The 22,238-nt window shown below is 67.1% G+C and carries 21 protein-coding genes; 12 read left to right on the top strand and 9 right to left on the bottom strand.

The window, feature by feature from the left end; translation table 11 throughout:
• The first annotated feature begins 16 nt into the window (after positions 1–16).
• Together ispD and ispF are read left to right on the top strand one after the other, a co-directional pair.
• Entirely contained in the window at positions 17–691 is a 675-nt protein-coding gene (gene ispD / locus BPET_RS08625; protein ID WP_012248618.1) for a 2-C-methyl-D-erythritol 4-phosphate cytidylyltransferase, read from the top strand.
• A complete protein-coding gene (ispF, locus tag BPET_RS08630) occupies positions 688–1,176 on the top strand; it encodes a 2-C-methyl-D-erythritol 2,4-cyclodiphosphate synthase (RefSeq protein WP_012248619.1) in 489 nt (162 codons plus the stop codon). Before ispD ends, ispF begins: the two co-directional genes overlap by 4 nt.
• A gap of 420 nt (positions 1,177–1,596) precedes the next feature.
• Here ispF and BPET_RS08635 read toward each other — a convergent pair whose 3' ends face one another.
• Genes BPET_RS08635 through risA form a run of 4 tightly spaced genes read right to left on the bottom strand, consistent with a single transcriptional unit; the run spans position 1,597 to position 4,942 of the window.
• Entirely contained in the window at positions 1,597–2,115 is a 519-nt protein-coding gene (locus tag BPET_RS08635; protein WP_012248620.1) for a carboxymuconolactone decarboxylase family protein, read from the bottom strand.
• A 55-nt stretch (positions 2,116–2,170) separates the two neighbouring features.
• Positions 2,171–2,719: a peroxiredoxin gene (locus tag BPET_RS08640; protein ID WP_012248621.1), complete on the bottom strand. Its 549-nt coding sequence runs from the start codon at positions 2,717–2,719 to the stop codon at positions 2,171–2,173.
• Positions 2,720–2,778: 59 nt separating this feature from the next.
• Entirely contained in the window at positions 2,779–4,173 is a 1,395-nt protein-coding gene (gene risS, locus BPET_RS08645) for a sensor histidine kinase RisS (RefSeq protein ID WP_012248622.1), read from the bottom strand.
• Positions 4,174–4,207: 34 nt separating this feature from the next.
• Positions 4,208–4,942: a response regulator transcription factor RisA gene (risA, locus tag BPET_RS08650; RefSeq protein ID WP_012248623.1), complete on the bottom strand. Its 735-nt coding sequence runs from the start codon at positions 4,940–4,942 to the stop codon at positions 4,208–4,210.
• 129 nt (positions 4,943–5,071) lie between these two features.
• Between risA and BPET_RS08655 the strand changes: the two genes are divergently transcribed.
• Both BPET_RS08655 and BPET_RS08660 read left to right on the top strand, forming a co-directional pair.
• On the top strand, positions 5,072–6,307 hold the full coding sequence (locus BPET_RS08655) for a bifunctional tRNA (adenosine(37)-N6)-threonylcarbamoyltransferase complex dimerization subunit type 1 TsaB/ribosomal protein alanine acetyltransferase RimI (protein ID WP_012248624.1): 1,236 nt from the start codon (positions 5,072–5,074) through the stop codon (positions 6,305–6,307).
• The gene (locus tag BPET_RS08660) at positions 6,304–7,200 is read left to right on the top strand and encodes a uracil-DNA glycosylase (RefSeq protein ID WP_012248625.1); all 897 of its coding nucleotides are present in this window, start codon (positions 6,304–6,306) and stop codon (positions 7,198–7,200) included. Before BPET_RS08655 ends, BPET_RS08660 begins: the two co-directional genes overlap by 4 nt.
• A gap of 48 nt (positions 7,201–7,248) precedes the next feature.
• Here the strand turns inward: BPET_RS08660 and lplT are convergent, their stop codons facing one another.
• On the bottom strand, positions 7,249–8,562 hold the full coding sequence (gene lplT / locus BPET_RS08665) for a lysophospholipid transporter LplT (protein ID WP_041862815.1): 1,314 nt from the start codon (positions 8,560–8,562) through the stop codon (positions 7,249–7,251).
• A gap of 263 nt (positions 8,563–8,825) precedes the next feature.
• Here lplT and smc point away from each other — a divergent pair, with 263 nt between their 5' ends.
• From smc to ligA, 3 genes are all read left to right on the top strand, one after another.
• A complete protein-coding gene (gene smc, locus BPET_RS08670) occupies positions 8,826–12,356 on the top strand; it encodes a chromosome segregation protein SMC (RefSeq protein ID WP_041862816.1) in 3,531 nt (1,176 codons plus the stop codon).
• A 62-nt stretch (positions 12,357–12,418) separates the two neighbouring features.
• Positions 12,419–13,465, top strand: coding sequence for a cell division protein ZipA C-terminal FtsZ-binding domain-containing protein (locus BPET_RS08675; protein ID WP_012248628.1), 1,047 nt, complete (start codon positions 12,419–12,421; stop codon positions 13,463–13,465).
• A complete protein-coding gene (gene ligA, locus BPET_RS08680) occupies positions 13,465–15,558 on the top strand; it encodes an NAD-dependent DNA ligase LigA (RefSeq protein ID WP_012248629.1) in 2,094 nt (697 codons plus the stop codon). The genes BPET_RS08675 and ligA overlap by 1 nt, the downstream gene beginning before the upstream one ends.
• A 144-nt stretch (positions 15,559–15,702) precedes the next feature.
• Here ligA and BPET_RS08685 read toward each other — a convergent pair whose 3' ends face one another.
• The 4 genes from BPET_RS08685 to msrB are packed head-to-tail and all read right to left on the bottom strand — an operon-like array spanning position 15,703 to position 17,767.
• Positions 15,703–16,479, bottom strand: a complete 777-nt coding sequence (locus BPET_RS08685) for a peptidylprolyl isomerase (RefSeq protein WP_012248630.1) — start codon at positions 16,477–16,479, stop codon at positions 15,703–15,705.
• A gap of 9 nt (positions 16,480–16,488) precedes the next feature.
• Positions 16,489–16,767 (bottom strand): BolA family protein, encoded by a 279-nt coding sequence (locus BPET_RS08690; protein WP_041862817.1) that lies wholly within the window; start codon positions 16,765–16,767, stop codon positions 16,489–16,491.
• Positions 16,768–16,792: 25 nt separating this feature from the next.
• Positions 16,793–17,368, bottom strand: coding sequence for a septation protein A (locus tag BPET_RS08695; protein ID WP_012248632.1), 576 nt, complete (start codon positions 17,366–17,368; stop codon positions 16,793–16,795).
• Positions 17,369–17,767, bottom strand: a complete 399-nt coding sequence (gene msrB / locus BPET_RS08700; protein WP_041862818.1) for a peptide-methionine (R)-S-oxide reductase MsrB — start codon at positions 17,765–17,767, stop codon at positions 17,369–17,371.
• A gap of 52 nt (positions 17,768–17,819) precedes the next feature.
• Between msrB and BPET_RS08705 the strand changes: the two genes are divergently transcribed.
• The 5 genes from BPET_RS08705 to BPET_RS08725 all read left to right on the top strand — a co-directional run bounded on the left by BPET_RS08705 (position 17,820) and on the right by BPET_RS08725 (position 22,234).
• Positions 17,820–18,497: an energy-coupling factor ABC transporter ATP-binding protein gene (locus BPET_RS08705; RefSeq protein WP_012248633.1), complete on the top strand. Its 678-nt coding sequence runs from the start codon at positions 17,820–17,822 to the stop codon at positions 18,495–18,497.
• Positions 18,497–19,090 (top strand): energy-coupling factor transporter transmembrane component T, encoded by a 594-nt coding sequence (locus BPET_RS08710; RefSeq protein WP_041863712.1) that lies wholly within the window; start codon positions 18,497–18,499, stop codon positions 19,088–19,090. Before BPET_RS08705 ends, BPET_RS08710 begins: the two co-directional genes overlap by 1 nt.
• Before the next feature lie 35 nt (positions 19,091–19,125).
• Positions 19,126–19,689, top strand: coding sequence for a biotin transporter BioY (locus BPET_RS08715; RefSeq protein WP_012248636.1), 564 nt, complete (start codon positions 19,126–19,128; stop codon positions 19,687–19,689).
• Between the two features lie 205 nt (positions 19,690–19,894).
• On the top strand, positions 19,895–21,061 hold the full coding sequence (locus BPET_RS08720) for an ABC transporter substrate-binding protein (protein ID WP_012248637.1): 1,167 nt from the start codon (positions 19,895–19,897) through the stop codon (positions 21,059–21,061).
• Between the two features lie 135 nt (positions 21,062–21,196).
• Positions 21,197–22,234, top strand: coding sequence for a branched-chain amino acid ABC transporter permease (locus tag BPET_RS08725; RefSeq protein WP_012248638.1), 1,038 nt, complete (start codon positions 21,197–21,199; stop codon positions 22,232–22,234).
• Positions 22,235–22,238: the final 4 nt, after the last annotated feature.

Here is a 22,238-nt window from a genome sequence, read left to right on the forward strand (position 1 = left end):
ATAAAATCTCCCGGCCATGACTGATTCCCTGATTGCCATCGTGCCCGCCGCCGGCGTGGGCCAGCGCGCCGGCCGGCCTGACCTGCCCAAGCAATATCGCCTGCTGGCTGGCCAGCCCATGCTGCGGTGGGCGGTGGCCGCGTTGCTGGCCGATGCGCGCATCGGCCAGGTGCGCGTGGCGGTTTCGCCTGGCGACGAGCGGGCCGGCGCCGCCCTGGCGGGGCTGCCGCGCACAGTGTGCCGGCCCTGCGGCGGCCCCACGCGCGCCGCCACGGTGGCCGCCGCGCTGGCCGACAGCAATGCCGCTGACAGCGACTGGATACTGGTGCACGACGCCGCGCGGCCGGGCCTGCCGCCTGACGCGCTGGCGCGCCTGATCGATGCCTGCCTGGCCGATGCGGTAGGGGGGCTGCTGGCCCTGCCGGTGGCCGATACCGTGAAGGCTGGCGGGCCGCGCGTGCGGGCCACGCTCGACCGCGACGGCCTGTGGCTGGCCCAGACTCCGCAGATGTTCCGCGCGGGCGTGCTGCGCGCCGCCCTGGCGGCGGCACAGGCGGGCGGCGGCACGGTTACCGACGAGGCCTCGGCCATCGAGGCGGCCGGCCATGCGCCGCTGCTGGTGCCGGGCGCCATGCGCAATTTCAAGGTCACCTGGCCGGATGATTTCGAACTGATGGAAAAATGGCTATGAACGTTCCTTTTCGCGTCGGGCAGGGCTACGACGTACACGCCCTGGTGGCGGGCCGGCCGCTGATCATCGGCGGCGTAACCATCCCGCACACGCATGGGCTGCAGGGGCATTCCGATGCCGACGTGCTGCTGCACGCTGTCACCGACGCCCTGCTGGGCGCGGCGGGCCTGGGCGACATTGGCCGCCATTTCCCCGATACCGATCCAGCCTATCGCGGCGCCGACAGCCGAGTGCTGCTGCGCGATGCCGTCGCCAAAGTGCGTGCGGCCGGCTGGGCGCCGGTCAATATCGACGCTACCGTGCACGCGCAGGCGCCCAAGATCGGTCCGCATGCCGGTGCCATGGTGGCCAATATCGCCGCCGACGCGGGCATCGACAGCGCGTCGGTCAACATCAAGGCCAAAACCAACGAAGGGCTGGGCTACCTGGGCCGCAAAGAAGGCATCGCGGCGACGGTGGTGGCTTTGCTGGCGCGGGCTTCGTAACGCCGGCGCGGCGAAGCAAAAGCCCGGCGCGGGGCCGGGCTTTCGAGGCGGGTCGACCGTGGTCTGGCTCGGTGCGGGGGGTGACAGCGCGTGGTGGGGCGGTCGCTGCACACTTCGGTGTCTGACACCCCTGTGGGGAGTCAGACACCTGGCAGCTGGGTCACCCCCTGTGGGGAGTCAGACACCTGGCAGCTGGGTCACCCCCTGTGGGGAGTCAGACATCTGCAACTGGGTCACACCCTGTGGGGAGTCAGACACCTGGCAGCTGGGTCACCTCCTGTGGGGAGTCAGACACCTGGCAGCTGGGTCACCCCTGTGGGGAGTCAGACACCTGGCAGCTGGGTCACCTCCTGTGGGGGGTCAGACACCTGGCAGCTGGGTCACACCCTGTGGGGTGTCAGGCACCAGGCTTGCCGGCGCTTACTTGCCTTGCGCCGCCAGCGAGAGGGCCGCGGCGTTGACTACGGCGGCGATGCGGCCGACGTCGCGCAATTGCTCGACGCTGAGCCCGTCGTTCTTCAGGTTCTCGTAGTGCGATTGCACGCAGAAATGGCACTTGCCGATGATGGACGCGGCCAGCGCGAACAACTCGAAGCGCTTCTTGTCCACGCCGCCATGGGTGGCGTACGCGTTCATGCGCAGCTGGGCCGGCAGGCTTTTCAGTTGAGCGTCGCCGCTCATTTCCACGTACGGATACCAGACGTTGTTCATGCCCATCAGGGCCGACGCGGTCAGGGCGGCGTTGGCGTCGGTTTCCGACAGACCGCTCTTGAAGGCTTCAATCAGCACCGGGCTGCGGGCGGCGAAGGCTGCAGACAGCGCGGCGCCGACGGCGTCTTCGGCGGACAGCGTGGAGCGGGCGATCACGGCATCCAGATTCAGGCGGATATCTTTGGCCCAATCCGGCAGTTGATCTTTGATTGCTGAAAGGAATTCCATAGTTTTTACCTATAATCTGGAGCAGGAAAGGCCCGGACGAGCCGGGCCAGGGGTATTACAGCGTCGCGCCGCCCACGGTGCGGTTGCACGGGCAGAGTTCGTCGGTTTGCAGACCGTCGAGCAGGCGCAGCACTTCTTCAGGGTTGCGGCCGACGTTCAGGTTGTTCACCGACACGTGCTGGATGGTGTTGTCCGGGTCGACGATGAACGTGGCGCGCAGGGCGACGCCTTCGTTCTTGTCGCGCACGCCGAGCTGGTCGACCAGCGAGCCGGTGGTGTCGCCGAACTGGTAGTGACCCAGCTTGTTCAGGTCGGGGTGCTCACGGCGCCATGCCAGCTTGACGAATTCGTTGTCGACCGAACCGCCCAGCAGGACGGCGTCGCGGTCTTCGAAATCTTTGGCCAGCTTGTTGAAGCCGACGATTTCGGTGGGGCAGACGAACGTGAAGTCTTTCGGGTAGAAGTAGATCACCTTCCACTTGCCGGGAAACGAGCTTTCGGTGATGTCTTCGAACGCCGAAACACCGTTTTCTTCGTGCTGGTTGAAGCCGGGCTTGACGCCGGTGACCTTGAAGGGCTCGAGTTTATCGCCAACAGTTTTCATGAGTACTCCCGTAAGTTGTTGGGTGGATGAAGGCACTGCCTCAAGCCCTAAATTCTACGCTATTGGTTATCGCTGTCTAATTGATAATTTCTAAATTTGGCTTTGGGGATCTCTATGCGCGCGGTCAGTCCGCCGCCTGGCCGAGCGAGCATTTTCAGCGAGCCGCCAACATGCTTGAGCAGGCGCTCGACGATAGCCAGCCCCAGGCCGGCGCCGCTGACACCGGTGCGGGCAGCCTCGCCGCGTGAGAAGGGGCGCAGCAGCCGGTCGACCTCTTCAGGCGCGATGCCGGGGCCGCGATCGGAGACCTCGATGACCAGGATGCTGCCTTCAGCCTGCAGGGTCATCTTGAGGTGGGCCAGGCCGTCGGTAGAGCGGCCGTAGCGGCGCGCGTTTTCGATCAGGTTGCTGACTACCCGCTTCAGGTCGAGCGCCGTGATGCGGGCGCGCAGGCCCGCCTCGATGTTGGCATCGAGCTCGCCCCCCATCGAGGCGGTATGGCTGCGTTCGCGCTCGTACAGGTCGGTCAGCACGGCCGAGATGTCGGTGGCCATCTGGGGCAGGGTGCCGGCCGGGCGGGCGTATTCCATCAGCTGCCCGATACTGTGGTCGATCTGGGCCAGGTCTTCGTCAATGGCCTGGCGGGCATCTTCCGAAACCCCGCTCATCTCGATTTCCAGCCGCATGCGGGCCAGCGGCGTGCGCAGGTCGTGCGAGATGCCGGCCAGCATGAGCTCGCGGTCGGCCTCGGTTTGCCGCAGGTCTTTGGCCATGCGGTTGAACGAGGCGTTCAGGTCGCGGATTTCGAGCGGCCCCTGCTCAGGCAGGGGGGCCGGTGTTTCGCCACGCGACAGCACCTGGGCTGCGCGCGCCAGGCGCGATAGCGGCCGGTTGACGAAGCCCACGCTGACCGCCGCGCCCACCAGCGATAGCAGCAGGGCGGTGGCGCCCCATCCCAACCATTCGATGCCACCTGTCAGGCCGATCTGCTCGCGTTCGAATACCAACCAGTACAGGTCCTGGTTGATCTGGAAGCTGACCCAGAAGCCGGGCACCTGGTTGACGCCCCAGGATATCTGCGTTTCGGGGCCGAACCGGGTGCGGATGTGCTGGGCGACTCGCTGCCAGTAGTTGTCGTCGGGCAGGGCCTCGGTAAAGTCGGTGACTTCGCGCGGATAGACCTGGATGCCTTCGTTGGTGGCCAGGTCGAGCAACAGCTTGCTGCGTTCGGCGTCGTTGGAATAGATGAGGGCCGTGCGCGTGATGTTGACGGCCGTAATGACCCGCTGCGCCATCTGGTTGGCCCGCGGTCCGAGTTCCATGCTGAAGAACACCTGCAGCCACGCACCCAGGCTGACCAGCATCAGGGCGGCCAGCAGCAGGAAAGTACGGCCGAACAGTCCCAGCCTGAGCCGCGAGGTCAGGTTTCGAAAGATCTTGCGCAAGCTGGGCACGAGGCGACGCTCTTGCCCCAGTCGGGCCGGATGGTCAGCTGCCGCCATCCGGGACGAATACGTAGCCCAGTCCCCAGACCGTCTGGATAAATACCGGCTTGGACGGATTGGGTTCGATCAGCTTGCGCAGACGCGAAATTTGCACGTCCAGGCTGCGATCGAAGGCTTCGTATTCGCGGCCGCGGGCCAGTTCCATCAGTTTGTCGCGGGACAGGGGAATCTTGGGGTGGCGCGCAAACACCTTCAGGACCGAGAATTCGCCTGTGGTGATGGGCACCTGTTCGCCGTTGCGCGTAAGCGTGCGGGTGGACAGGTTGAGCACATAGGGCCCGAAAGCGATGGACTCGTTTTCCTGGCTGGGCGCGCCCGGGTGTTCTTCGGTGCCGCGGCGGCGCAGGATGGCATTGATGCGAGCCAGCAGTTCGCGCGGATTGAAGGGCTTGGACAGGTAGTCGTCGGCGCCCATTTCGAGGCCGACGATGCGGTCGATTTCTTCGGCCTTGGCCGTGAGCATGATGATGGGGGTGTTGTCGTGGCCCCCGCGCAGGCGGCGGCAGATCGACAGTCCGTCTTCGCCCGGCAGCATCAGGTCGAGCACCAGCAGGTCGAAGTGCTCGCGCTGCCAGAGCTTGCCCATTTCCTTGGCGTCTTCGGCGACGAAGACGTTGAATCCTTGTTCCGACAAGTAGCGGCGCAGCAGGTCGCGCAGGCGCGGGTCGTCGTCGACGACGAGGATCTTGCGGATGGGATTGGTGTTTTGCGTGTTCATGGCCGGAAATGTAACAGTGACAAGAACCAGCGGCTAGTGCCTATTCACAAGATATTACACATTGCGAAGTAAGGTTGAAATCCCTGCCTTTCCCCAGGGAAAGTCGCTGATTTCGTACAATCTGCCGCTATGGATTTAAACCTGCTGGCCCTCGAGACATCTTCCTCGCGTTGCGGGGTGGCCCTTTTGCGCGAAACCGCCGCCGGCGCCGAAATCGGCGTGCTGGAGCACGACGGCGCGCAAGAGCATGCCGAGCGGCTGTTGCCCATGGCCGGTCAACTGCTCGACCGGGCCGGCCTGGCGCCCGGGGATCTGCATGCGGTGGCGTTCGGCCAGGGGCCAGGCGGTTTCACCGGACTGCGGGTGGCCTGTGGGGTGGCGCAGGGCATGGGACTGGCTTTACAGGTGCCGGTAGTGCCGGTGGTGTCGCACCTGGCAGTGGCCGAGCAAACGCAGGCCGGGCCGGGCGACCTGGTGGTGGTGGCCCTGGACGCGCGCATGAACGAAGTCTATCTGGCGGTCTATGAGCGCGGCGCCGACGCCGCCTCGCCCTGGCTGGCGCGCCAGGCGCCGATGCTGATTTCGGCCGCCGAGGCGGTTGCCTGGGCAACGCATCACCTGCCGGCGTGGTCGCCCCGCGCGCCCTGGGCGGCGGGCGATGCCTGGGAGGTCTATGCAGCGGAAATGACGGTGCCGGCTGGCTGGCGCCGCAGCGCGGCCAGCCGGCCGCAGGCCGGGGCGGTGGCGCGGCTGGCGCGCCTGGCATGGCTGCGCGGCGAGGCGGTGGCGCCCGAACTGGCGGCGCCGCTATATGTGCGCGACAAGGTCGCGTTCACCACTGCCGAGCGTGAACTTGGCCAGGGAGGCAACCCCAGGGCGGCGTCCGCGCTGCCGCCAGCCGGGACGGTGCTGGCCCCCATGGTTGAGGCCGACCTGGACGAAGTGGCGGCCCTAGAGGCGCAGGTGCAGGCGTTTCCCTGGACCCGCGGCAATTTTGCGGACGCCCTGGCGGCGGGCTACGAGGCCCGGGTGCTGCGCCACGAGGGGCGGTTGGCGGGGTTCTGCGTGGCCATGCTGGCCCCCGACGTGGCCCATTTGCTCGTGATCGCCGTGGCCCGCCAGCGCCACAGGCAGGGGCTGGGCAGTCAGTTGATCGACTGGTGCGAGCAATGCGCGCGCCAGCGCGGCCTGCCCGCGCTGCTGCTCGAGGTGCGGCCGTCCAACCGGGGCGCCCTGGCCTTTTATGAGCGCCGGGGCTTCCAGCGCATCGGGGTGCGGCGCGGCTACTATCCGGCGGGCCAGGGCCAGCGCGAAGACGCCCTGGTCATGCAAAAGACCCTTGCCCGCGATGGGGGCGGCACATGAACCCGACGCACGCCGCGCCGCCGGCGCCTCGCATCAACGCGCTGCAGAAGCTCTGGCTGCGCGAAATCGGTATTGAAAAGACCTGGCTGCCGGCGGCCGAGCCCGCGACGCAGCCCACCCGGGCGGCCACCGCGCCGGCCGCGGCCACAGCCACGACGCCCGCCGCCGCGGCGCCAATGCAGGAGGCCGCGAGGGACGGCGTGGCGCCGGTCCGGGAGCAGAAACCGGCCCCCGCCGGCGCACCCACGCCGCCTCGCCCGGCGGCGCGTCCCAACGTGCCCGTGCCTGCCGCGCGCGAGCAGGCGCAGCCCGCCGCGCAGCCTGTGGAGCCGGCCCGCGATTTTGACGCGCTGCGCGAGCAAGTCATCCAGTGCGCGGCCTGCGGCCTGTGCAACGGCCGCCGCCACGCGGTGTTTGGCATGGGGGGGCGTCCGGCCCGTTGGATGGTGGTGGGAGAGGCTCCCGGCGAACAGGAAGACCGCCAGGGCCTGCCTTTCGTGGGGCGGTCGGGCCAGTTGCTGGACGCCATGCTGGCCTCGGTGGGCTTGAGCCGCGAGAAAGACGTTTTCATCGCCAACGTCATCAAGTGCCGCCCACCAGGTAACCGCAACCCCAAGCCGGAAGAAATCGCGGCCTGCAGTCCTTACCTGATGCGGCAGATCGAGTTGCTGAAGCCTGAGCGAATTCTGGTGCTGGGCCGCTTTGCCGCCCAGACCCTGCTGGGCACCGACGCTACCATCGGCAGCCTGCGGGGCCGCCGGCACGAGCTGGCGGCCGAAGACGGGCGCAAGATTCCGGTGGTGGTCAGCTACCATCCGGCCTATCTGCTGCGCAGCCCGGCCGAGAAGGCGCGCGCCTGGCAAGACCTGCGCCTGGCGATCGCCCTGAGCTGAATGCCTGCCCGCGCCCTCGGCGCGGGGCCTGCGCGCGCGGGCGAGGCCTTAGTGGGGCGTCTTGAGCGCCTGGCCGTGGCCCGTCTGGCCGATCTGTTCGTGCAGCGCGGGGTCGGCCGACAGATTGCGGCGGCTCCAGCGCATGAAGATGATCATCAGCACTGCCACCAGCAGGCCGAACAGCACGATGATGGTGTTGATGGGCATATCGAGCCACAGCAGCACGGTGTAGATGGCCACCATCAGCAGGATATTCAACTGCTCGTTGAAGTTCTGCACCGCGATGGAGTGGCCCGCCGAGAGCAGCACATGGCCGCGGTGCTGCAGCAGGGCGTTCATGGGTACCACGAAAAAGCCGGCCAGGCCGCCGGTGGTCAGCAGCAGGATGTAGACGCTCCAGGTGGAGTGCACCAGCGGCATCAGCAGCACCACCAGGCCCATGGCCACCCCCACCGGCAGCACGCAAAGCGCCTTGCGCAGCGGGATGCGGCCGGCCAGTATGGAGCCGGCAACGGTGCCCAGGGCGGCCACGCCCATCAGTATTGACGCTTCGTCGAGCCGGTAGCCCAGGTGGCGGCGGCCCCATTCAATGACGATCAGCTGCAGCACCGCGCCGGCGCCCCAGAACAGCGTGGTGACGGCCAGCGAGATCTGGCCCAGCTTGTCGCGCCACAGCACGCGCACGTAGCTGGCGAAGGTCAGGGTCAGGCGCACGGGGTTTTTCTGCTGGGGCGGGTACCGCACGTGTGTATGGGGAATCAGCAGGTTGCACAGCGCGGCCAGCAGATAGACAAAGGCGATCACCAGAATGGCGGCTTCGGCCGGGGTGCGCACCATCACGCCGATGCGGGCGTGCTCAAGCAGCCACGCCGAGGCCGCCGGCGAGATCAGCACCCCGCCCAGCACCGTGCCCAGGATGATGGAAAACACGGTAAGGCCCTCGATCCAGCTGTTGCCCTTGACCAGCATTTCGGGCGGCAGCATCTCGGTGACGATGCCGTACTTGGCCGGCGAATACGCGGCGGCGCCCACGCCCACCAGCCCGTAGGCCACGCACACCAGATAGGTCTGGTGCGCGGGCGGGATGCCCAGGTTGGCGTACAGGAACATCAGCAGGCAGCCGGTCACCTTCAGCGCGTTGGTGGCGAACATGACGCGCCCCTTGGGGAAGGAGTCGGCCAGCGCGCCCACGAAGGCCGCCAGCACGACATAGGCCAGCGCGAACGACCATTTCATGACGGGCGCCATCCAGTCGGGGCCGCGCAGTTCCAGTATCAGGGCGATCGCCGCGATGAATAGCGCGTTGTCCGCCAGGGACGAGAAGGCCTGCGCGGCCATGACCAGATAGAACCCGCGTTTCAAAAGAGAATCCCCGGTGGCTGCCGCCAATGTGTCGACAGCATTGAAAAACGTGTTTCGTATAGAAAAAAGTGTCAGCGAGTATAGCGTCCGACGTCCCGGGCAAGGGTTTTTCCGCGCCTGGAGGGGGGCGGGCCGCCAATGGAGCGGCCGGCTGCCTGGGGTATCATACGATCCGCATCTACCGGCCCCTGGGGCCGTCTGCAACCCGTGCGGCAGGTCCGTTCAACGCCTTTCGTTCAACCTCACCCGTCCGTCATCGTACTGTGCGCCTGACTCAACTAAAACTCGCCGGCTTCAAATCGTTCGTCGATCCCACCGTCATTCCCGTGCCCAGCCAGCTGGTGGGCGTGGTGGGGCCGAACGGTTGCGGCAAGTCCAATATTATCGACGCCGTGCGGTGGGTGCTGGGCGAGGCCAAGGCGTCGGAGCTGCGCGGCGAGTCCATGCAGGACGTCATCTTCAACGGCTCGGGCAACCGCAAGCCGGCCGCGCGTGCATCGGTAGAAATGGTGTTCGACAACTCCGAGGGGCGCGCCGCGGGCCAGTGGAGCACGTATTCCGAGATCGCGGTGCGGCGTGTGCTGACACGCGACGGCACCAGCAGCTACTACGTCAACAACCAGCAGGTGCGGCGCCGCGACATCCACGACATCTTCCTGGGCACCGGCCTGGGCGCGCGTGGCTACGCCATCATCGGGCAGGGCATGATCAACCGCCTGATCGAGGCCCGCCCCGAAGAACTGCGGGTCTTTCTTGAAGAAGCGGCAGGCGTGTCGCGCTATAAAGAACGGCGCCGCGAAACCGAAAACCGCCTGTCCGACACGCGCGAGAATCTCACGCGGGTCGAAGACATTCTGCGCGAACTGGGTTCGCAACTCGAAAAACTGGAAGCGCAGGCCGAAGTGGCCCGCCAATACCGCGAACTGCAGGCCGATGGCGAAAAGAAGCAGTTCGCGCTCTGGCTGCTGAAAGAAACCGGCGCACGCGACGAGCGCCAGCGCAAGAGCCAGGAAATGGCCCAGGCCCAGACCAACCTCGAGGCCGCCATCGCCAACCTGCGTTCGGGCGAGGCCGAGCTCGAATCGCGCCGGCAGGCCCATTACGCGGCCGGCGACGCGGTGCATGCCGCGCAAGGGCAGTTGTACGAGGCCAATGCACAGGTCAGCCGCCTGGAGGCCGAAATCCGCCACGTGGTCGATTCGCGCAACCGCCTGCAGGCCCGCCGCGAGCAACTGCAGCAGCAGATCGCCGAATGGGACGCGCAGCAGACCCACTGCGTCGAGCAGATCGCTCAGGCCGAAGACGATCTGGCCACGGGCGCCGCGCGCACCGAAGAGGCGCGCGCCCTGGCCGAAGAGGCCCATGCCAGCTTGCCGGCCGTCGAGGCTCGCGTGCGCGACGCGGCCGCCTCGCGCGACGAGATGCGCAGTTCGCTGGCGCGGGTCGAACAGAACCTGGCGCTGGCCGCGCAAACTCAGCGCGACGCCGATCGCCAGCTGCAGAACCTGGAGCAGCGCCGCGAACGCCTGCAGCAAGAACTGCGCGAACTGCATGCGCCCGATCCGGTGCGCCTGGAGCAGCTGGCGGGCGACCGCGCCGCGGGCGAAGACCAGCTCGAAGAAGCCCAGCAGGAACTCGCCGCCCTGGAAGCCCGGGTGCCCGAGGCCGATGCCGAGCGCAGCCGCGCCCAGGCGGCGGCCCAGCAAGACGCCCAGAACCTGGCCCGCCTGGAGGCCCGCCTGGCCGCCCTGGTCAAGCTGCAGGAAGACGTGCAGAAGCAGGGCGCGCTCGAACCCTGGCTGGCCAAACACGAACTGGCCGGCCTGGGCCGTCTGTGGCAGAAGCTGCACATCGAGCCCGGCTGGGAAAATGCCCTTGAAGCGGTGCTGCGCGAGCGCATGGCCGCGCTCGAAGTGCGCAACCTCGATTGGTCACGCGCTTTCGCCGAAGACGCGCCGCCGGCCCGCCTGGCGTTCTATCAAATGCCGGCCGCCGCGCCCACCCCGGCCGCGCCGCAGGGGCTGACGCCGCTGGCCAGCCTGCTGCGCATTACCGACCCCGACCTGCGCACGCTGCTCAACGACTGGCTGGGCAACATCTATACCGCGCCCGACCTGGGGCAAGCCCTGGCCGCGCGCGCCACCCTGCCGGCAGGCGCCGCCTGCGTGGTTCCGGCCGGCCATCTGGTGGATGCCCACAGCGTGCGCTTCTACGCGCCCGACTCCGAACAGGCCGGCCTGCTGGCCCGCCAGCAGGAAATCGAGAACCTGCAGCGCGAGATCAAGGCGCAGCAGCTCATTGCCGACCAGGCCCGCGCCGCCGTGGCGCGCGCGGAATCGGCCTGGCAGCAGGTTTCGCAGGCAGTGGCGCCGGCCCGCCAGCGGGTGGCCGAAATCACCCGCCGGGTGCACGACATCCAGCTCGAACACTCGCGCTTGCAGCAGCAAGCCGAGCAGTCGGGCGAGCGCGCCGCGCGGTTGCGGCAAGACCTGGAAGAAATCTCGGCCCACGAAGAAGACCTGCGCGCCACGCGTGAAGAGGCCGAGGCCCGCTTCGAGGCGCTCGATGCCGAACTGGCCGAACACCAGTCGCGCTTCGCCGATGCCGAGATCGCCGGCGAAGACCTCGCCGCCCAGGCCGAGGCCGCGCGCGCGCGCCTGCGCGAACTCGAACGCGCGGCCCAGGAGGCCGAATTCGCCGAGCGCGGCGTGCAGTCGCGCATCGCCGACCTGCAACGCAACCGCCAGTTGGCCGCCGATCAAAGCCAGCGTGCCGCGGTCGAGCTCGAACAGCTGCAGGCCGACCTGGCCGATCTCGACGCCTCGGCCTCGCAGGCGGGCCTGCAAGATGCCCTGGAAGTGCGCGCCGAGCGCGAAGAAGCGCTGTCGCGCGCGCGCCAGGAACTTGACAACCTGTCGGCCCTGCTGCGCGGCGCCGACGAAGAACGCATGCAGCAAGAGCGCGCGCTCGAACCCCTGCGCGCCCGCATCACCGAACTGCAGCTCCAGGAGCAGGCGGCCCGCCTTGCCGAAGAACAGTTCACCGAACAGCTCAACGCCCGCGAGGTCGACCGGGAGGCGCTGGCCCAGGAACTGGCCGCCATGCCCGACGAATGGCGGCGCGCCAATTGGCTGCAGTCTGAAGTCGGCCGTATCTCGCGCCAGATCGATTCGCTGGGTTCGGTGAACCTGGCCGCGCTCGACGAGCTCAACGCCTCGCGCGAACGCAAGGAATTCCTCGATTCGCAGCAGCAAGACCTGCTTACCGCCATCGATACCCTGGAAGACGCCATTCGCAAGATCGACCGCGAAACCCGCGAACTGCTGCAGGCCACTTTCGATACCGTCAACGGTCATTTCGGCGAACTGTTCCCCAAGCTGTTCGGCGGCGGCGAAGCCAAGCTGACCATGACCGGCGACGAAATCCTCGACGCCGGCGTGCAGGTCATGGCTCAGCCGCCGGGCAAGCGCAACAGCACCATTCATTTGCTGTCGGGCGGTGAAAAAGCCCTGACCGCCACCGCGCTGGTGTTCGCGCTGTTCAAGCTGAATCCCGCGCCGTTCTGCCTGCTCGACGAAGTCGACGCGCCGCTTGACGACGCCAATACCGAGCGTTACGCGAACCTGGTCAGCAGCATGAGCGAGCAGACCCAGTTCCTGTTCATCTCGCATAACAAGATCGCCATGCAGATGGCCAAGCAACTGGTCGGCGTTACCATGCAAGAGCAGGGGGTTTCGCGTATCGTTGCCGTAGACATTGATTCGGCCGTGCAAATGGCCGCCGAAGCCGCATAAACCGACCGGGCCCTTTTCTCAGACCCTAGAATGGCGCTGTCTTGCCGGCGCAGGATTGACACATGAGCGACTTGCAGATCGGGCTGATTGCCCTGGGTGTGCTGCTGATTTTGTTGGTACTGGGTTTCAACTGGTGGCAGGATCGCCGGGCCCGCAACCGCATGCAGGCGCATTTCCCGGCCTCTGACCAAGACCCCTTGCTGGGGGCCGAAGGCCGGCAGGCGGGCGCTGAATCGTCGCGCCGCGAGCCGGGCATGAACGTGCCCGCCGCCGCCCAGGCGGCCGCGCCCGACGCCGATACCGACGACGCCGAAGAACCCGATCCCGTGTGCGAGATCGTCATCGAGGTCAATTTCGGCGAGCCGGTGCGTGGCGCCGACCTGCTGCCTTACATGCAGGGCCTGCGCCAGGTGGGCCGCAAGCCCATGCGGGTGTTCGCCGCCACCGAGGGCGGCCGACACCGGGCCCGCGTCCACGCGGGCGAATCGTATGCCGCGCTGCAACTGGCGGTGCTGCTGGCCAACCGCAGCGGCCCGCTGACCGCCATCGAATGGTCGCAGGCCTGGGCGCGCGCGCAGGACCTGGCCGAGCGGTTCGAAGCCACGATTGAAGGGCCCGACCAGCAGGTCGTGCTCGAGCGCGCGGCCAAGCTCGACGATATGTGCGCCGCGCTGGATACCCAGGTTGGCCTGACCCTGTTGCTGGGGGCGCCGCGTTCCGCCGCCGAGATCACGGGCGTGGCCCGCGAGCTGGGCTTCGCGCCCGATGGCCCGCGCCTGGCCTGGCTGGCCGATAGCGGCGTCACGCGCTTTACCCTGGCGCGCGGCGATGGGGTTGCGTTCGACGCCGGCGTGTCGCCGGTTGAACACCTGCTGCTCCTGCTCGACGTTCCATGTTCGCCGGCCGATCCGCGCGCCTTCGGCCGCATGGTCGACGTAGGCCGCGACCTGGCCGCCCGACTGCAGGCCGAGCTGGTCGATGACCAGGGCAAGCCGTTGGCCGATGGCGCGGAAACCGTCATCGATGAGCGCCTGCAGGTGCTGTTCGGCCAGCTCGACCAGGCCGGGCTGCCCGCCGGCAGCCCGCGCGCGCAACGGGTGTTTGCCTGATGGCGGGACAGGCCGGGCAGGCGGCGCAGCGGGTTGCCGCGCTGCGCAACGAAATCGAGCAGCACAATGTGCGCTACTACGTGCACGACGACCCCAGCGTTTCCGATGCCGAGTACGACGCGCTGATGCGCGAGCTGATCCAGCTCGAAACCGATCACCCCGAATTGGTTACCCCCGAGTCGCCCACCCAGCGCGTGGGCGCTGCGCCGCTGGCGGCCTTTGGCAGCGTGCGTCACGCGGTTCCCATGCTGTCGCTGGGCAACGCCTTCGATCCCGACGAGGTGCAGGCATTCGACCGACGCGTTGGCGACACGCTGCGCGGCGCGGGCCTGCTGCGGGTCGACCAGCAGCCCGAATACTTCTGTGAACTGAAACTCGACGGCCTGGCCATCAGCCTGCGCTACGAAGACGGCGTGCTGGTGCAGGCGGCCACGCGCGGCGACGGCCAGACCGGCGAAGACGTCACTGCCAACGTGCGCACCATTCGTGCCGTGCCCCTGCGCCTGAAGGGCGCGGCGCCACGGGTGCTGGAAGTGCGCGGCGAAGTGCTGATGAACCGCGCCGAATTCGACCGCCTGAACCGTAGCCAGGCCGCGCGCGACGAGAAAGTATTCGTCAACCCGCGCAACGCGGCCGCCGGCAGCCTGCGCCAGCTCGACCCCCGCATTACCGCCCAGCGCCCGCTGCGCTTTTTTGCATACAGCTGGGGCGAAGTGCATGGCCTGCCCGGCCGCCAAACCGCGCTGTTCGACGAGCCCGCTCCAGGCGCACGTGAAGAGTCGACCCTGCCGCGCGATACCCATGGCGCCATGCTCGACTGGCTGGCCGAACTGGGCCTGCCGGTCAATACCCGGCACAACCGCCGCGCGGTCGGCGCCGAAGGCCTGCTGGCCTTTTACGAGCAGGTCGGCCGCGAGCGCCCGGGGCTGCCGTACGACATCGACGGCGTGGTCTACAAGGTAAATTCCCTGCCGGCCCAGAAAGTGCTGGGCTTCGTGGCGCGCGCGCCGCGCTTCGCGCTGGCGCACAAGTTTCCGGCCGAAGAGGCCACCACCCGGCTGCTCGACATCGAAGTGCAGGTGGGCCGCACCGGGGCTATTACGCCGGTGGCGCGTCTGCAGCCGGTATTCGTGGGCGGGGTGACGGTTACCAATGCAACCCTGCACAACGAAGACGAAGTGCGCCGCAAAGACGTGCGCATCGGCGACACTGTCACCGTGCGCCGCGCCGGCGACGTGATCCCGGAAGTCGTCGGGCCGGTGCCCGGCAAGCGGCCGGCCGACGCGCGCGAATTCGTGATGCCGGTGTCTTGCCCGGTGTGCGGGTCAGCCATCGAGCGCCCCGAAGACGAGGCCATCGCCCGCTGCACCGGCGGGCTGTTTTGCGCGGCCCAGCGCAAGCAGACGCTATTGCACGCGGCCGGGCGCAAGGCCCTGGACATCGACGGACTGGGCGAGAAACTGATCGACCAACTGGTCGACAGCGGCCGGGTGAAGTCGCTGGCCGACCTGTACAGCCTGAACGCCTTTGAGCTGGCCGCGCTGGAGCGCATGGGCAAGAAATCGGCTGACAACCTGGTGGCCGCCATCGACCGGGCTCGCACGCCTTCGCTGGGAAGGCTGCTGTTCGCCCTGGGCATCCGCCATGTCGGCGAAACCACCGCGCGCGATGTGGCGCGCCACTTCGGCAGCATCGAAACCATCATGGATGCCGACGAAGAGGCCCTGGCTGGCGCACCCGATGTAGGACCCGTGGTGGCCGGCTCGATCCGACGCTTTTTCGCCGAGCCGCACAACCGCGAGATCATCGACCTGCTCAAGGCGCAAGGCGTGCATCCCGTGCCCGAGGCCGGCCCGCAGGGCAATACCCTGGCCGGCAAGACCTTCGTGCTGACCGGCACCATGCCCAACTGGACCCGCGACGAAGCCACCCGCCATATCCTGGCCGCGGGCGGCAAGGTCAGCGGTTCGGTCTCGAAAAAAACCGCCTATGTGGTGGCGGGCGAAGAAGCCGGCAGCAAGCTGGCCAAGGCTCAGGAACTGGGCGTTACCGTGCTCGACGAAGACGGCCTGAAGGCGCTGCTGGGCGTGTAGCGGGCCGTACAGGCCGCTCCGGGTGGCCCGGGCCGGGAGGGTCGGGCGCCTGGCATATCCCGTATATAAAAAACGCCCCTGGCATCGGACCGTCGTCCGGTGCCAGGGGCGTTGCCAGCCGAATCTGCGGCGGGAATCAGGCCATTACTTGATGGTGGCCTTTTCGCGCAGTTCTTTCTGGTAGGCGGTCAGGGTTTGCTGGCGCAGCATTTCTTCGAGCTGCGGGCGCACCTGGTCGAGCGGCGGGAACTCCACCGGACGGGTGTCTTCGACTTCGATGATGTGCCAGCCGAACTGGGTCTGCACCGGCTTGTCGGCCAGTTGGCCTTTCTTCAGGCTGCTGACGGTGTCGGCGAACGGCTTGACGTAGTTGGTGGGCGAGGCCCAGCCCAGATCGCCACCTTTGGCGGCGCTGCCCGGATCTTTGGAGTTTTGCTTGGCCAGGTCGGCGAACTTGCTCTTGTTGCCCTTGATCTGGGCCAGCAGGTCGTTGGCGGTTTTTTCGTCTTCGACCAGGATGTGCCGGACCTTGTATTCCATTTGGCCAGCTTGTTGCTGCTTGGCCTTGTCGTATTCGGCCTGGATCTGCTGGTCGGTGACCGGGTGCTTCGCCAGGTAGTCGGCCATCAGGGCGCGGACCAGGATGCCTTGGCGGGCCAGCTCGATTTCGGTCTGGACATCGGCCTGCTTGGCGACGCCGTCTTTCTCGGCCGCTTGAACGAAGATCTGGCGGTTGATCATTTCCTGCTTGACCTGTTCGCGCAGTTGCGGCGTGTCGGTAGCGCCCTGGCTGACCAGCAGCTTCACGAATTGATCGAGGCTTTGTTGCGAAATGGCCTTGCCATTGACGGTGGCGACGTTTTGCGCAAAGGCCGGCAGCGCGACCGCGCAAGCCGCGGCCAGCATCACGATGCGTTTCATGGGTTTCCTTTAGGGAGTTGACTTGGGAGCTTGGGCGTCGAGCGCAAGCGCATGAACGGGATGGGGGATCAAATCGTGCAAAAGATCATACACCAGGCGATGACGCGCAACCGGCGACAGGCCGGCGAAACGCGCCGCCACGATATGCACGTGGTAGTGGCCCGCGCCGCCCTGCGCGCCGGCATGGCCGGCATGCAGGTGGGAGTCGTCGCGGATATCGAGGACGACGGGGTCGAGCACGGCCAGGCGCGTGCGGATCAGGGCAATGCGGTCGGTAGAGTCGGGCATGGGCGAAGTGACGGAAACAGGCGGGTCAGTCTTTGCCGGCATCGTTGCCGGCCTCGGGTTGGCGCGGTTGCTGCATGTGGCGGCCCAGCCACAGCGATTGGCCGATGACGAAGGCCAGCAGCAGCCCCATCAGGCCGAACACCTTGAAGTTGACCCATTGCGATTCGGTGAAATGGCCCGAGAAGGCGACATACAGATTGACGGCGCCGGCGGCCAGGAAGAACAGCGCCCAGCTGAGGTTGAGCTTGTCCCAGGCGGCGTCGGGCAGTTCGATTTGCGTGCCCAGCAGGCGGCGCATGAGGTTGCGCTTGAACAGCACGCGCGCACCCAGCAGGGCGCCGCCGAACAGCCAGTACAGCACCGTGGGCTTCCATTTGATGAAGACGTCGCTGTGCAGCCATAGCGTGGCGCCGCCGAAAATGACGATGACCGAAAGGTTGATCCAGTGCGTGGCCTCGATGCGCTTGCCGGTGGCGCGCAGCCAGATGAACTGCGCCACCGAGGCGGCAATGGCCACGGCGGTGGCGGTGTAGATGTCGGCGAACCGGTACGCGATGAAGAACAGGATCAGCGGGAACAGGTCGAATAGGAATTTCTTCATTCAGTCTTCAAGCGGTTCGAATTTGAGCGACAGCGAATTGATGCAGTAGCGCAGGCCGGTGGGCTCGGGGCCGTCGGGGAAGACGTGGCCCAGGTGGGCGTCGCAGATATTGCACAGGACTTCGGTGCGGACCATGCCGTGCGAGGTGTCGGTTTCTTCGCGCACCCGCGCGGGATCGAGCGGCTCGAAGTAGCTGGGCCAGCCGCAGCCGGCGTCGAACTTGGTATCGGAGGCAAACAGGGGAGTGCCACAGCCCACGCAGCGGTAGATGCCGTGGGTGGTGGTGTTCCAGTAGCGGCCCGTGAAGGGGCGTTCGGTGCCTTTCTGGCGCGCGACGGCGTATTCTTCGGGGGTCAGCTGGGCGCGCCATTCGGCGTCGGTTTTGCGTACTTTTTCCATATGCACTGTTGGAGTCCCGCTCCGTGAAATGGTTCGGGCATAATCCCGCCCCATGTTAATCGAGTTTGACCAGGCGGTCGTGGCCACGCCGCATTCCCAGGCGCTGAAGGGGGTCAGCCTGACCCTCTCGGAGCGCCGCGTCGGCGTGGTCGGCCCCAACGGGGCCGGCAAGAGCACCCTGGTCAAGCTGCTGAACGGCCTGGTGCTGCCCACCTCGGGGCGGGTGCTGGTCGATGGCCTGGATACCCGCCGCGACCTGAAGGCGGTGCGCCGGCGGGTGGGGTTTGTGTTCCAGAACCCCGAAAACCAGATTGTCTACCCCATCGTACGCGAAGACCTGGCCTTCGGCCTGAAACCGCTCGGCCTGGACGCCGTCGAGTGCGCGCGCCGCGTCGGCGTCCGCCTGGATGAATTGGGGGTGGCGCATCTGGCCGACCGGGCCAGCCACACGCTGTCGGGCGGCGAGTGCCAACTGGTGGCGCTGGCGTCGGTGCTGGTCATGGAGCCCGCGTTGGTGGTGTTCGACGAGCCCACCACCCAGCTCGACCTGCGCAACCGCAACCGGGTCGCCCGCGCCATCGCCGCGCTGGATCGTCCGGCGGTGGTGGTCAGCCATGACCTGGATTTGCTGAATGATTTCGAGCGGGTGCTGGTCGTGGCCGACGGGCGCATTGCCGCCGATGACGCGCCCGGTCCCGCGCTGCGCTGGTACCGTGAGCACTGCGCATGATGATCGAACCCCTATATATCAATGGCGCCAGCCCGCTGCACCGGCTGCCGGCCGCCTTGAAGCTGGCGCTGCTGGTGGCGGCCGGGGCCGGGCTGGTCGCGGTGCGCGACATGGCCTGGCTGGGTCTGGCGGCGGCGCTGGCAGCGCTGCTGGTCTGGTCCACCGGCGTGGGTGCCGCGGCCCTCTGGCGTCAGTTGCGCGGCCTGCTGTGGGTGCTGACGGCCGTTGCCGCCTTCGCTGCCGTTTTCCAGGGATGGCAGGCGGCTGCCGCGGTGCTGTTGCGCGTTGCCGCCCTGGTGGGCCTGGCCGTGGCCGTGACGCTCTCGACCCGCAGCTCCGATTTGATCGCGGTTTGCGAGCAAGCCTTGCGGCCCCTGCAGCGCCTTGGCCTGCTGGACGCCGGCAGGGTGGCGCTGGCGCTTGCGCTGACGCTGCGCTTTGTGCCCGAGATCTGGCGTCATTATCAGGAAATCCGCGAAGCCCAGGCCGCGCGCGGCCTGGCTCGGCACCCGCTGGCATTGATCGTGCCGCTGGTGGTGCGCACGCTGAAGCGGGCCGACCAGGTCGCCCAGGCGATTGACGCGCGCAGCTAGTGCCGTATTCGACCCCATTCCCCCAGGAGCCTGCGATGAAGACCCGAGACACCGTGCTGATTGCCTTGTTCGCCGCACTGATCGTCGTGCTGAGCCTGATCCCCCCGATTCCGCTGCCCGCCATCCCCGTGCCCATCACCTTGCAGACGCTGGGAACCATGCTGGCCGGCGTCATGCTGGGGCCACTGCGCGGCGGGCTGGCCTGCCTGCTGTACCTGGTGCTGGCAGCCATCGGCCTGCCCGTGCTACCGGGCGGGCGGGGCGGGCTGGGCGTGTTTTTCGGGCCGACCGGCGGCTTCCTGGTGGGCATGGCGCTGGGCGCCTGCGTCACCGGCTGGCTAGCGCGCCGGGTGGCCGCCTGGGCCCGCAACGGCGGCCTGTCGGTGGCCGGCAACACTGTGGCCTGCATCGTAGGCGGCATCGTCGTGGTGTATGCGGTGGGCGTTCCGTGGCTGGCGGCCGTCACCCACATGGAATGGGGCAAGGCGGCGCTGGCCGTGGCGGCGTTCGTGCCGGGCGACCTGGTCAAGGCCATTGTGGCCGCCTGCGTGGCGTGGCGCGTCGAGCGGGTGTGGCCCGTGCTTCGGGAATCCCCTTAATGACGGGTTTCGCCAAGTTCGGCAAGATTTGTTAATGTCGAATGCATTCGATTTTTGCGTACGTGAACTAGGGAAGTCACGGGGGTTTATTTGAAGGGTATTTGATACACTTCAAACGCTAATATTGATTTTTCTGTATGACGTTCAACCGGGCCCGCCATCCCCATGCGGGGAGAGAACAAGGGCCCACACAGGAGACAACAACATGACGCGCAAGCATTTCGGCTTGTCTGCGGCCGCCGTGGCCGTCGCCCTGGGCCTTCCGCTGCTCGCCAGCGCGCAGGTCAAGGTGGGTGTCACGCTTGCCAGCACCGGTCCGGCCGCTTCGCTGGGCATTCCCGAGCGCAACACCGTGGCCCTGCTGCCCACCGAGGTAGCCGGCCAGAAGATCGAATGGATCGTGCTCGACGACGCCACCGACACCACTCAGGCCGTGAAGAACTCGCGCAAGCTGGTTTCGGACGACAAGGTTGATGTGCTGGTCGGCACTTCCATCACCCCGGGCTCGCTGGCCATGGTGGACGTGGCCGCCGAGGCCAAGGTGCCGATGATCAGCGTGGCCGCCAGTGCCAAGATCGTCGAACCGGTCGACGACAAGCGCCGCTGGGTATTCAAGACGCCGCAGAACGATGCGCTGATGGCCAGCGCGCTGGCCGACGCCATGGCCAAGGCCAAGGTCAAGACGCTGGGCTTCATCGGGTTTGCCGACGCCTATGGCGACAGCTGGCTGGCCGTGATGCGCGATGCCGTCAAGGGCAAGGGCATTGAAATCACCGCGGTCGAGAAATACGGCCGCACCGACACCAGCGTGACCGGCCAGGTACTCAAGCTGATCAGCGCCAAGCCGGATGCGATCTTGATCGCCGGCGCGGGCACGCCGTCGGCGCTGCCGCAGAAAGAGCTGCGCGCGCGCAACTACCAGGGCACTATCTACCAGACCCACGGCGCGGCCAACAACGATGTGCTGCGCGTCTGCGGCAAAGACTGCGAAGGCATGCTGCTGCCCGCCGGCCCGCTGCTGGTGGCGGACCAACTGCCCGACAGCAACCCGGTCAAGCAGTCGGCGCTGGCCTATACCAAGGCCTACGAGGCCAAGCACGGCGACGGTTCCACCAACACCTTCGGCGGCCATATGTGGGATGCCGGCCAGCTGATCGTGCATGCCGTGCCGACGGCGCTCAAGAGCGGCGCCAAGCCGGGCACGCCGGAATTCCGCGCCGCCATGCGCGACGCGCTGGAAGGCATCAAGGACCTGCCCGCTTCGCAAGGCGTGTTCAACATGAGCCCCACCGACCATGCCGGCTTCGATGAGCGCGCGCGCGTCATCGTGAAGGTCGAGAAGGGCAAGTGGGTCTATCAGCCCGATCTGTAAGCGTCATGCCGCCGGCGAGCCTACCCGGCTGCGCCGGCATCACCACGCACCGGCCGCCAGGCCGGTGTGTCGCATCCGCGGTATTGCCCGCCGGCGGGGCCGGCAATGCCCAGGCATTCCTAAGGTAGTAGTTCGATGGATTTCACGATAGCGCTCATCCTGTTGCAGGACGGCATCGTCAACGGTGCCATCTATGCGCTGCTGGGCATGGCGCTGGTGCTGGTCTTCACCGTCACCCGCGTCATCTTCATTCCGCAGGGCGAGTTCGTGGCGTTCGGCGCACTGACATTGGCGATGCTCGTCAATGGCCGGGTGCCAGGCACCGCCTATCTGCTGCCCTTGCTTGGCGCCGTCGTGCTGGTGCTGGAAATCGTGCGGGCCGCTCGCAGCGGCAGCTGGTCGCCGCTGCCCAAGGTTGTGTTGACCTGCGTGGCCGTGCCGCTGGCCCTGCTGTGGCTGACCGTCGGCTACGCCGGCGAGGGCAATTCGCTGTGGCTGAACATGCTGCTGACGCTGGCGCTGATTGTGCCCATGGGACCCATGGTGTACCGCATTGTGTACCAGCCGCTGGCCGAGGCCTCGGTGCTGGTGCTGCTGATTGTGTCGGTAGCTGTGCACTTTGCGTTGACCGGTCTGGCGCTGGTGTTTTTCGGGGCCGAAGGCTGGCGCACGCCGGCGTTCGTCAGCGGGCAGATCAATATCGGGCCCGCCACCTGGTCGGCGCAGAGCCTGTTCGTGGTGGGCACCTGCGTCTTGCTGATCGTGGCGCTGTGGCTGTTCTTCGACAAGACGCTGTATGGGCGCGCGTTGCGCGCCACCGCCGTGAACCGGCGCGGAGCGCGGTTGGTGGGCATCAGCACCAGCATGTCGGGTAGCCTGACCTTCACGCTGGCGGTGGCGATCGGCGCCATGTCGGGCATGCTGATCGCGCCCATTACCACGGTCTATTACGACACCGGCTTCCTGATCGGCCTGAAGGGTTTCGTGGGCGCCATTATCGGCGGCCTGGGCAGCTATCCGGTGGCGGCCGCCGGCGCGGTGCTGGTGGGCGTGCTGGAATCGTTCTCGTCATTCTGGGCGAGCGCCTACAAGGAAGTGATCGTGTTCACGCTGATCATCCCGGTGTTGGTGTGGCGGTCGTTCGGCAGCCATCATGCGGACGACGAGGAATGAGAGC

Origin of the sequence: Bordetella petrii, assembly GCF_000067205.1 — a bacterium.
GTDB classification, from domain to species: Bacteria; Pseudomonadota; Gammaproteobacteria; order Burkholderiales; family Burkholderiaceae_B; genus Bordetella_A; species Bordetella_A petrii.